General features: G+C 55.3%; 6 protein-coding genes. 5 read left to right on the forward strand and 1 reads right to left on the reverse strand.

The window, feature by feature from the left end; translation table 11 throughout:
• Positions 1 to 14: 14 nt before the first annotated feature.
• Genes ptrA through recD form a run of 3 tightly spaced genes read left to right on the forward strand, consistent with a single transcriptional unit; the run spans position 15 to position 8,280 of the window.
• Complete coding sequence (gene ptrA / locus CHU32_RS06095; protein WP_103675191.1) at positions 15 to 2,903, forward strand: pitrilysin; 2,889 nt, start codon at positions 15 to 17, stop codon at positions 2,901 to 2,903.
• Positions 2,900 to 6,442, forward strand: a complete 3,543-nt coding sequence (recB, locus tag CHU32_RS06100) for an exodeoxyribonuclease V subunit beta (protein WP_103675192.1) — start codon at positions 2,900 to 2,902, stop codon at positions 6,440 to 6,442. The genes ptrA and recB overlap by 4 nt, the downstream gene beginning before the upstream one ends.
• Positions 6,442 to 8,280, forward strand: a complete 1,839-nt coding sequence (gene recD, locus CHU32_RS06105; RefSeq protein WP_103675193.1) for an exodeoxyribonuclease V subunit alpha — start codon at positions 6,442 to 6,444, stop codon at positions 8,278 to 8,280. Before recB ends, recD begins: the two co-directional genes overlap by 1 nt.
• Here recD and argA read toward each other — a convergent pair whose 3' ends face one another.
• Positions 8,281 to 9,612 carry an amino-acid N-acetyltransferase gene (gene argA / locus CHU32_RS06110; protein WP_103675194.1) on the reverse strand — a complete coding sequence of 444 codons (1,332 nt, stop codon included), beginning with the start codon at positions 9,610 to 9,612 and terminating at the stop codon, positions 8,281 to 8,283. It abuts the gene before it with no gap.
• Between the two features lie 228 nt (positions 9,613 to 9,840).
• Between argA and amiC the strand changes: the two genes are divergently transcribed.
• Entirely contained in the window at positions 9,841 to 11,094 is a 1,254-nt protein-coding gene (gene amiC, locus CHU32_RS06115; RefSeq protein WP_103675195.1) for an N-acetylmuramoyl-L-alanine amidase AmiC, read from the forward strand.
• Between the two features lie 130 nt (positions 11,095 to 11,224).
• The gene (locus CHU32_RS06120) at positions 11,225 to 12,013 is read left to right on the forward strand and encodes a DUF3239 domain-containing protein (RefSeq protein ID WP_103675196.1); all 789 of its coding nucleotides are present in this window, start codon (positions 11,225 to 11,227) and stop codon (positions 12,011 to 12,013) included.
• The last annotated feature ends 3 nt before the right edge of the window (positions 12,014 to 12,016 follow it).

Here is a 12,016-nt window from a genome sequence, read left to right on the forward strand (position 1 = left end):
GATGAGGTCCGTGAATGCCTATTAGCAGCACCTGGTTAAAAGCATTGGTTGTGTTACTTGCCCTCTGGGCAAATGTCGGTCAGGCAGACACAGGATGGCAGCCGGTACAGGAAACCATCCGTAAAAGCGAAAAAGATCCCCGCCAGTATCAGGCTATCCGCCTGGATAACGGCATGGTGGTGTTGCTGGTTTCCGATGCACAGGCGGTAAAATCGCTCTCGGCGCTGGTATTGCCCGTCGGGTCGCTTTCCGATCCGGATTCTCATCAGGGTCTCGCGCACTACCTTGAACATATGACGCTGATGGGGTCCAAAAAATACCCGCAGCCGGACAGCCTTGCTGAATTTTTGAAAATGCACGGCGGTAGTCATAACGCCAGTACCGCGCCGTACCGTACCGCTTATTATCTGGAAGTGGAAAACGATGCGCTTGAAGGTGCAGTCGACCGTCTGGCGGACGCTATCGCGGCACCGCAGCTGGCGGAGAAATATGCCAGCCGCGAGCGGAATGCGGTTAACGCCGAACTGACGATGGCGCGTTCCCGTGACGGTATGCGCATGGCGCAGGTAAGCGCTGAAACCATCAACCCGGCGCACCCTGGTTCACGTTTTTCCGGCGGCAATCTGGAAACGCTGAGCGACAAGCCGGGAAATCCAGTGCATAAAGCGCTGGTGGAGTTTCGTGACCGCTATTACTCTGCCAACCTGATGAAAGCCGTGGTCTACAGCAATAAACCGTTGCCGGAGCTGGCGCGAATTGCCGCTGAAACTTATGGTCGGGTACCGAATAAAAACATTACCCGTCCGCAAGTCACCGTACCTGTCGTGACTGACGCGCAAAAAGGATTGATTATTCACTACGTGCCCGCGCTGCCGCGTAAAGCGCTGCGCGTGGAATTTCGCATCGACAATAATACCGCCCAGTTTCGTAGTAAAACCGATGAGCTGGTGACCTATCTGATAGGCAACCGCAGTCCGGGAACCCTTTCTGACTGGTTACAGGAACAGGGGCTGGTTGAAGGTATTCGTGCAGATTCCGATCCCATCGTCAACGGTAACAGTGGCGTGCTGGCTATTTCTGCCACCCTGACCGATAAAGGGCTGGCGCACCGTGATGAAGTGGTTGCGGCGATTTTCAGTTACCTCAACCTGCTGCGTGAGAAAGGCGTGGATAAACGCTACTTTGATGAACTGGCGCACGTACTGGATCTCGACTTCCGCTATCCGTCGATTACCCGTGATATGAGCTACGTTGAGTGGCTGGCCGACACCATGATCCGTGTGCCGGTTGAACATACTCTTGATGCGGTAAACATTGCCGATAAATACGATCCAGACGCGATTAAAGCGCGTCTGGCAATGATGACCCCGCAAAATGCCCGCATCTGGTACATCAGCCCGGATGAGCCGCATAACAAAACGGCCTATTTCGTTAATGCGCCCTATCAGGTCGATAAAATTAGCGACAAGAGATTCGCCGACTGGCAGCAAAAAGCCAGCGCCATCGCCCTTAAGCTGCCGGAACTGAACCCCTACATTCCGGATGATTTCACCTTAATTAAGGCGGATAAAAACTATACTCGTCCTGAGCTTATCGTCGATGAGCCGGCGCTGCGCGTGTTGTATATGCCAAGCCGCTACTTCGCCAGCGAACCGAAAGCCGACGTTTCCGTGGTACTGCGTAATCCACAGGCGATGGACAGTGCCCGTAATCAGGTCATGTTCGCGCTCAATGATTACATGGCAGGCATTGCTCTTGATCAGTTAAGCAATCAGGCGTCGGTGGGGGGCATCAGTTTCTCCACCAATGCCAACAACGGGTTGATGGTCAACGCTGACGGGTATACGCAGCGGCTGCCGAAACTCTTTGCCACGCTGCTCGACGGTTATTTCAGCTTTACCCCCACGGAAGACCAGCTTGCGCAGGCGAAATCCTGGTACACGCAAATGATGGATTCAGCCGAGAAAGGCAAGGCGTATGAACAAGCAATCATGCCGGTGCAAATGCTCTCGCAAGTGCCGTACTTCCAGCGTGAAGAGCGTCGTGCGCTGCTGCCTTCCATCACCCTGAAAGAGGTGATGGCGTATCGTGAAACACTGAAAAAAGGCGCGCGTCCGGAATTCCTGGTGCTCGGTAATCTCTCGGTCGATCAGGCTAAATCACTGGCCCGCCAGGTGCAGCAACAGCTCGGCACCCAGGGGAATGAGTGGTGTCGTAACAAAGAAGTGGTTGTCGATAAACCACAGTCGGTGATCTTTGAAAAAGCGGGCAGCAGTACTGACTCGGCGCTCGGCGCGGTGTTTGTACCGGCCAGCACCGATGAATACAGCAGTGCCGCCGCCAGCGCGCTACTGGGACAAATCGTTCAGCCGTGGTTCTACAGTCAGTTACGCACGGAAGAACAGCTTGGCTACGCCGTCTTTGCTTTCCCGATGAGCGTTGGTCGCCAGTGGGGAATGGGATTCCTGCTGCAAAGCAACGACAAGCAGCCCTCGTACCTGTGGGAGCGTTATAAAGCCTTCTTCCCGACCGCAGAAGAAAAACTGCGTGCCATGAAGCCGGAAGAGTTCGCTCAGATCCAGCAGGCGGTAGTGGCGCAAATGCGTGAAGCGCCGCAAACGCTGGATGAAGAAGCCTCTAAACTCAGTAAAGATTTTGATCGCGGCAACCTGAAGTTTGACTCGCGGGAAAAAATTATTGCCGAGGTCAAATTGCTGACGCCGCAAAAATTAGCCGATTTCTTTCATCAAACGGTGGTGAAGCCCCAGGGCATGGCGATATTATCTCAGGTTTCAGGCAGCCAGAGTGGGAAAGCGGAATATGCGCGCCCTGACGGTTGGAAAACCTGGGAGAGCGTCAGTGCGCTGCAGCAATCCCTGCCTTTGTTGAGAGAGAATGAATGACCGATACCGCTGAGACCCTTGATCCGCTGCGCCTGCCGCTACTCGGTGAGCGCCTGATTGAAGCCTCGGCGGGAACCGGAAAAACCTTTACCATCGCCGCCCTGTACCTGCGACTTCTGCTGGGGCTGGGCGGCGAGTCCGCTTTTCCCCGCCCGGTTAACGTTGAAGAACTGCTGGTGGTGACCTTCACCGAAGCCGCCACTGAAGAGCTTCGTGGACGTATTCGCAGCAATATTCATGAGCTGCGTATTGCCTGCCTGCGCGACACCACTGATAACCCGCTTTATGCCAGCCTGCTGGCCGAAATCCGCGACAAACAGCAGGCGGCAGACATCCTGCTGCTGGCGGAGCGACAAATGGACGAAGCGGCGGTGTTTACCATCCACGGCTTCTGCCAGCGAATGCTCAGCCTTAACGCGTTTGAATCCGGGATGCTTTTCGAACAGCAACTGATCGAAGATGAATCCTTGTTACGCTACCAGGCCTGCGCCGATTTCTGGCGGCGTCACTGCTACCCGCTTACGCGCGACATTGCTCAGGTGATCCACGCCTCGTGGAAAGGGCCGCGCGATCTGCTGGCTTCCATCGATCGCTATCTTCAGGGCGAAGCGCCGAAGATCAAAACGCCGCCTGCGCCGGACGAAACCTTGCTCGTTCGGCATCAACAGATCCTTGAGCGTATTACGGCGGTTAAAACGCAGTGGCGTGAGACGGTAGCGGGTCTGGAGGATCTCCTGGAAAACTCGGGCCTCGATCGGCGTAAGTTTAACCGTGGCAATCAGGGGAAATGGATCGACAAGATCAGCGCCTGGGCTGAAGAAGAGACCACAACCTATCAGCTGCCCGACGCGCTGGAGAAATTTAGCCAGTCGTTTCTGCGCGAGCGCACCAAAGCGGATGGCGTCGTGCCTGAACATCCACTGTTTGACGAGATTGAAACCCTGCTGGGCAGCACGCTGACGCTCGACGATCTGGTGATCGCGCAGGCGATGGTGGAGATCCGTGACGCGGTAGCGCGGGAAAAACGTCGCCGTGGAGAGTTAGGTTTTGACGATATGATCGGACGGCTGGCATCCGCGCTGTATAGCGACAGTGGCGAGGAGCTGGCAGCAGCGATCCGCCAGCGGTTCCCGATCGCCATGATCGACGAATTTCAGGACACCGATCCGCAACAGTACCGGATATTTCGCCGCATCTGGCGGCACCAGCCTGATACGGCACTGTTACTGATCGGCGATCCGAAACAGGCAATTTACGCGTTTCGTGGTGCCGATATTTTTACCTATATGAAAGCCAGAGGCGATGTCAGCGCGCATTATACGCTGGACACCAACTGGCGATCTGCGCCGGGGATGGTGGAGAGCGTCAACCGGCTTTTCAGTCTGACCGACAACCCGTTTATGTTTCGCGATATACCGTTTAAGCCGGTACACGCTGCGCCAAAAAATAAGGGCCTGCGTTTTGAACTGAACGGCAAGACGCAACCTGCGATGAACGTCTGGCTTTTGCCGGGGGAAGGTATTGGCGCGGGGGATTATCAAACCAGCATGGCGCAAATCTGCGCTGCGCAAATTCGTGACTGGCTGATTGCCGGGCAGCAATCGCGTGCGCTGCTGTGGCATGGCAATCGCTCGCGCCCGGTGCGCGCGTCGGATATTACCGTGCTGGTACGCAGCCGTCAGGAAGCCGCACTAATCCGCGACGCGCTCAACATGCTGGCGATCCCGTCGGTATATCTTTCCAATCGCGACAGTGTGTTTGAAACGCCGGAAGCGCAGGAGCTGCTGTGGCTGCTTCAGGCGGTGCTGGCTCCAGAGCGGGAAAATGCCCTGCGCAGCGCGCTGGCGACCGCCATGCTGGGACTGAACGCACAGGATATTGAGCGGCTGAATCTGGATGAGCACGCATGGGATGCGGTGGTGGAAGAGTTTACCGCCTATCGTCAACAGTGGCAGACTCGCGGCGTTATGCCCATGCTGCGTGCATTGATGTCGCAACGTCATATTGCCGAAAACCTGCTGGCGACGCCCGGCGGCGAGCGGCGGCTGACAGATATTTTGCACATCAGCGAGCTGTTGCAGGAGGCCGGGACGCAGCTGGAAAGCGAGTATGCGCTGGTACGCTGGCTGGCGCAGCACATTGCTGAACCGGATACCAACGCCTCCAGTCAGCAGATGCGGCTGGAGAGCGACAAGCATCTGGTGCAGATTGTGACGATTCACAAATCGAAAGGGCTGGAGTATCCGCTGGTCTGGCTACCGTTTATTGCCCGCTACCGCAAACAGGAGCAGGCGTTTTATCACGATCGCCGCTCCTTTGAAGCGGTGCTGGATCTTAATCACAGCGATGAAAGTCTGGAGCTGGCAGAAGCCGAGCGGCTGGCGGAGGATTTACGCCTTTTGTACGTGGCGCTCACCCGGGCTATCTGGCATTGCAGTCTCGGCATTGCGCCGTTAACCAGTCGCCGGAGCGACAAACCGGGCGACACCGATCTTCATCATAGTGCGCTGGGCCGCCTGATCCAGAAAGGCGAGGCCAGGGATGCCGCGGGGCTGGCCGCCTGCGTGCAGGCGCTTTGTAATGATGATATTGCGCTTTGTACGCCCGATGCGCCGGATAACAGCCGCTGGCAGGCTCCGCCAACCCCACAGGACGCGCTTGCCGCGCGGCAGGTGCAACGCAGGATGGCGGATGAGTGGCGGGTGACCAGTTATTCCGGCCTGCAACAGCGTGGGCACAGCGTGGCGCAGGATCTCCTGCCGCGCCTCGACATTGATGCCGCGGGGGTAAGTGAAGTGACTGAAGAGCCTGTGCTGACTCCGCATCAGTTTCCGCGCGGCGCATCACCAGGCACGTTTTTGCACAGCCTGTTTGAAGATCTCGATTTTACCCGTCCTGTTGAAAACGACTGGGTGCGGGAAAAACTCGTGCTGGCTGGCTTCGACGAGCAGTGGGAGCCGGTACTGACTGCGTGGATCGCGACCATTCTCAATGCACCGTTAACGCCAGAGGGGATTTCGCTCAGTCAGCTTCCGGCCAAAGAGAGACAGGTGGAGCTGGAGTTTTATCTGCCTATTAATCAGACCCTCAGTGCGCCTGCGCTGGATGCGCTTATGCGGCGTTTCGATCCCTTATCCGCAGGCTGTCCGCCGCTGGACTTCCGCCAGGTACGCGGTATGCTCAAGGGGTTTATCGATTTGGTTTTCCGTCATAACGGGCGCTATTATCTGCTGGATTATAAATCCAACTGGCTGGGTGAAAGCGGCGAAGCCTATACGCAACAGGCGATGGCGCAGGCAATGCAGAGCCATCGTTACGACCTGCAATATCAGCTTTACAGCCTGGCGTTGCACCGCTTTTTGCGCCACCGTCTGGCTGACTATGATTACGAGCGCCACTTTGGCGGCGTTATTTATCTCTTTTTACGCGGTATTGACGGTCAGCAGCCGCAGCAGGGAATTTTCACCACCCGGCCCGATCCACACTTGATCGACGCGCTTGATGACCTGTTTGCCACTGAGAAAGAGGAGCTGGCGTAATGCATTTACAGACCCTGTTGCTGGACGCCGTCGCGCATAAACTCTTGCGTCCGCTGGACGTGCAGTTTGCCATGATGGTGGCAGAGCGGGAACATCCGGCAGTGATGCTGGCTGCCGCCATTCTTAGCCGTGATGCGGGGGAAGGCCATGTCTGCCTGCCTCTTTCCCGGCTTGCGCCAGACCCGCGTCTGAGCGGGAAGGCGCGGGAGATATGGACACAACTCTTCGCCTGCGCCGACGTGCCTGATGACTGGGATACACTACTGGCGCAGTCTGCCGCTGTGAGCTGTGATGACCAGCCTGCGCCCATTATTCTTCGTGACAAGCTGCTTTACCTCAACCGGATGTGGCGTAATGAACTCAGTGTCGCCCGCTTTTTCAGCGAGCAAAATCAGCCGATGGAGGTGGATGAGACCCGGCTGGCTGAGATCCTTAATACGCTGTTTCCGTCCTCTGACGAGGTGGACTGGCAAAAGGTCGCGGCGGCGGTGGCCCTGACCCGCCGTATTTCGGTCATTTCCGGCGGTCCTGGCACGGGTAAAACGACCACGGTAGCAAAGCTGCTGGCGGCGCTGGTCCAGATAGCGGGGCACGAGAAATGCCGTATCCGTCTGGCGGCACCGACCGGCAAAGCGGCGGCCCGGCTGACTGAATCCCTCGGGGCGGCCATGCGTCGCCTTCCGCTGTCAGACCAGCAAAAAACGCTCCTCCCTACCGACGCCAGCACGCTGCACCGCCTGCTTGGCGCGCAGCCTGGTAGCCAGCGGATGCGTTACCACGCGGGCAACCCGCTGCATCTGGACGTGCTGGTGGTTGATGAAGCGTCAATGATTGACTTGCCGATGATGTCACGTCTGATTGACGCGCTGCCTGCGCATGGGCGAATTATTTTCCTCGGCGATCGCGATCAACTGGCCTCGGTAGAAGCTGGCGCGGTGCTGGGCGATATTTGCGCCTGGGTCAACCACGGTTATACGCCTGCCAGGGCCGCTGAGCTTTCGCGTCTGACTGGCTCAACGGTGCCAGCAGGCGAGCAGAACGGCGCAGGCGCGCTGCGCGACAGTCTGTGCCTGCTACAAAAAAGCTACCGCTTCGGCAGTCAGTCCGGCATTGGCCAACTGGCGACGGCGGTTAACGGCGGCGATAAACACTTGCTAAAAACCATCTGCACGCAGGCGTTTGAGGATATCGCCCTTAAACCGTTGCGCACCCAGGATGAATACCAGCTCATGCTGGAGGATGCGTTGAGTGGTTATGCGCACTATCTGGCGTTATTGCGCGAACACGCTGAACCTGAGGCCGTGCTGACGGCGTTTAGCCAGTTTCAGCTACTCTGTGCGTTGCGTGAAGGGCCATATGGTGTAAGCGGACTCAATGCACAGCTTGAGCAGATGCTGGTGCGCAAGCGGCATATGACGCTGCCACGTCATGCACGCTGGTATCCGGGAAGACCCGTAATGATAGCCCGTAACGACAGCGCGCTGGGGCTGTTTAATGGCGATATCGGCGTGGCGCTGGAAGGCGAGCAGGGGATGCGCGTCTGGTTCCCGATGCCTGACGGCACGGTGAAGTCGTTTCACCCGGGGCGTCTGCCGGAGCATGATACCGCCTGGGCAATGACGGTACATAAATCCCAGGGATCGGAGTTCGACCATGCCGCGCTGATCCTGCCTGCGCAGAGCATGCCACTGGTGACCCGTGAGCTAGTGTATACCGCCATTACCCGCGCCCGTCAGCACCTGTCGCTGTATGCTGATGAAAAACTGCTTGCACAGGCCGTCGTCACCCGCACCGAGCGGCGTAGCGGGCTGACGGCGTTTTTTGCAGCGCTTCGATAATCAGCCGAGATCGGCCATCAGCACTTTTGAGCGGCGCTGGTAGTTGTACATCTCTTTTTTGCTCTCGGGCAGCACATCAATATCGACTGGCGTAAAGCCGCGCTCCTGGAACCAGTGAATGCTGCGGGTGGTTAATACAAATAACTTATCCAGACCCATTTGCCTTGCCTGAGAGGCGATTCTCTCCAGCAGCACTTCGCCGCGGGAAGAACTGCGGTAATCCGGGTGTACCGCGACGCAGGCCATTTCGCCAATTTTCTCTTCCGGGAAAGGGTAGAGAGCAGCGCAGGCAATAGTCAGATTATCGCGCTGAATAATTGTGAACTTGTCGATCTCCATCTCCAGTTGTTCACGCGAACGGCGTACCAGAATGCCCTGTTGTTCCAGAGGGCGGATGAGCTCCAGAATCCCGCCAATATCGTTAATGGTCGCGCGGCGGATCTGCTCGGCACTCTCCATGACGATTTGTGTCCCTATGCCATCGCGGGAGAAGAGTTCCTGCAATAGTGCGCCATTCTCCTGATAGCTGATGAGGTGGCTACGACGCACGCCGCTGCGACAGGCTTTCAGCGCACCCCGCAGGAAGCGTACGGTGCCGGAGTAATAATCGCCTTCGGCTTCCAGCGCCTCAACACGCGCCTGCGCTTCATTGGGAAATAGCTCAGAGATGATCTCGCCCGCGTCGTTATACACCCCTTGTGAGGAGCAGAAACCAATCATCTTTTCGGCCTTGAGTTTACTGGCCAGTTGGGTGGCAATTTCTTCCGATGTCAGGTTGAAACTCTCTCCCGTAACGGAGACGGCGACCGGCCCCATCAGGACGATGGCACCACTGTCCAGCTGGCGGTGAATCGCTTCTTCATCAATACGGCGAATGCGCCCGCTGTGGCAATAATCCACGCCGTCATCGACTCCCAGCGGCTGCGCGATGATAAAGTTACCGCTCACGACATTAATATGTGCACCTTGCAGTGGGGTGTTGTTCAGACTCATGGAAAGGCGCGCCGTGATATCCAGTTGCAGCAACCCTGCCGCCTGTTTAACCAGTTCCAGCGTTTTCGCGTCGGTCACGCGGGTATGCTTGTGATAAACCGGCTCGTGATGATGAGCCGCCAGGTTTGCGTCAATTTGTGGGCGCGCGCCATACACCAGTACCAGACGAATGCCGAGGCTATGTAGCAGGCCGATGTCATTGACAATACTGGAAAAGTTCTCATGCTCAATGGCTTCGCCGCCCAGCATAATGACGAATGTTTTACCCCGATGAGCATTAATATAGGGAACGGAATGGCGAAATCCTTCGACCAGTTCGGTTCTGCGTTCCTTAACCACGGCAGCATCCTCAATGAATTATTATTCGTAATTTATGTATTTTTATTCTGTTTTGCCGTCGGGTGCAAGTCAAAATTCAGCCTGGTGGTTAGAATTATCTCAAACCAGACGCTGTCCGAAAAAGAATGTTTACCCTTTTAAGGGTGACAGCGTATGCGCCATTGGTTAAAGTTTTCGGTCAATTTGGACGTTCTTATAATTAGTTACGATAATTTGCCTGGGAATTGCATGTCGGGAAGCAAATCAGCATTAAGCCGCCGCCGTTTACTACAGGGCGCAGGAGCCATGTGGATCTTAAGCGTCAGCCAAACCAGTTTCGCTGCCGTGAGTCAGGTCGTGGCAGTGCGCGTCTGGCCTGCGTCGACGTATACACGCGTGACTATCGAATCCAACAAGATGCTGAAATACCGTCAGTTCGCTCTCAGCAATCCCGAAAGGCTGGTGGTTGATCTGGAAGGCGTCAACTTGAACTCGGTACTCAAAGGCATGAGTGCGCAGATCCGCAGCGACGATCCTTTTATTCAGTCCGCACGTGTCGGGCAGTTTGACCCGCAAACCGTGCGGATGGTATTTGAACTCAAGCAGAATATTAAACCGCAGCTCTTTGCGCTGGCACCGGTTGCCGGATTTAAAGAACGTCTGGTGATGGATCTTTATCCGGCGAACGCACAGGATATTCAGGACCCGTTACTGGCGCTGCTGGAAGATTATAATAAAGGCGATCTGGAGAAACAGGTGCCGCCAGCGCAGAGCGGCCCTCAGCCGGGTAAGGCTGGTCGCGACAGGCCGATTGTGATTATGCTTGACCCTGGCCACGGCGGGGAAGACTCCGGTGCGGTGGGGAAATACCGCACCCGCGAAAAAGACGTGGTGCTACAAATCGCTCGCCGCCTGCGCGCGCTTATTGAGAAAGAAGGCAATATGAAAGCCTTTATGACGCGCAATGAAGATGTCTTTATTCCACTGAAAGTCCGCGTGGCGAAGGCGCAGAAGCAGCGTGCCGACCTTTTTGTTTCTATTCATGCGGATGCCTTCACCAGTCGCCAGCCGCATGGTTCTTCGGTATTTGCCCTCTCCACCAAAGGCGCGACCAGTACCGCCGCTAAATACCTCGCTCAAACCCAGAACGCCGCCGACTTAATCGGCGGGGTAAGCAAAAGTGGCGATCGCTATCTCGACCATACGATGTTCGATATGGTGCAGTCCCTGACCATTAGCGACAGCCTGAAGTTTGGGAAGGAAGTGCTGAATAAGCTGGGTAAGGTCAATAGCCTGCATAAAAATAGCGTCGAGCAGGCGGGTTTTGCGGTGCTTAAAGCGCCGGATATTCCTTCGATTCTGGTCGAGACTGCGTTTATCAGTAACGTCGAAGAAGAACGTAAGCTGAAGACGGCGGCCTTTCAGCAGGAAGTTGCTGAATCTATTCTGGCCGGGATTAAAGCCTATTTTGCTGATGGGGCAAGACTGGCGAGAAGGGGGTAACGTCTGACGGTATTTAGTCAGAATACCTTACCAATATACCCTCTGTTACATCAAGGAAATAGTTACCCTACTTTGTCGCTTGTTTAGGGTGACAACAGTGTAGTCGGATAAATTAACAGGAGAGTAAGACATGATGGACAATAACCGACAAGATGAGAATGTGCAGACAGATAATTATGATCCTTCTCTTAGGCCGACAACGTATGCAGGTCAGGGACCACAATTTATGGGATGGGCCGCATCAAGACATTTTTACTACGATGTCGATCTGAAATTAGCAAGGCGTTATAACGAGAATTACAAAGGCGAGCGAAAGATGATCATTGGCTTAGTAATTAGCGCCCTTATTACGGGCAGCCTGAGCATATGGTTATTTTCCCTCGGAGGTATAGGACTCATACTGCTTGGCATCGTCGCAGCAGTCATTGGCTTACTGTCGATTTTGATGGCCTTTATTGGCATAAAGCGAGCCGCAACACCGACTGCTCTGCTAAAACGCGGTGTTTTGAACGCTGGTATTGTGGCTCAAATCGACCCTGATGGAGTTGGTATCCTGGTTTTAGCAGAAACCACAGAAAATACCGAAATACACTGGGGATTATGCAGCGTAAAATTTAAGGAATTACCACCTGTCCATAACCGAAAAATAGGGGAACGTGTTCCGGTAACCTGCGCCTATGGTGCTGCATGGGGAAAAGAATATTGTACAAGTATCATGCCCAGTCTTATCGCCTGGGGAACCGATAGTCGTGAAGTTATTCAACAGGCTATCAACGCTATCAGTGAGACCGAGTGGAATGCGCTGGAAAAAAGTATTGAACAGTACGATTTTAAGCCGGAATATTCAGACGAAGAACAACTTAGGCAACTGACTGCGGAAGAAATGATTGGTTTAAGCTTAATAAATCGCAATCATTGATGA

The organism is Superficieibacter electus (assembly GCF_002915575.1).
Lineage (GTDB): Bacteria > Pseudomonadota > Gammaproteobacteria > Enterobacterales > Enterobacteriaceae > Superficieibacter > Superficieibacter electus.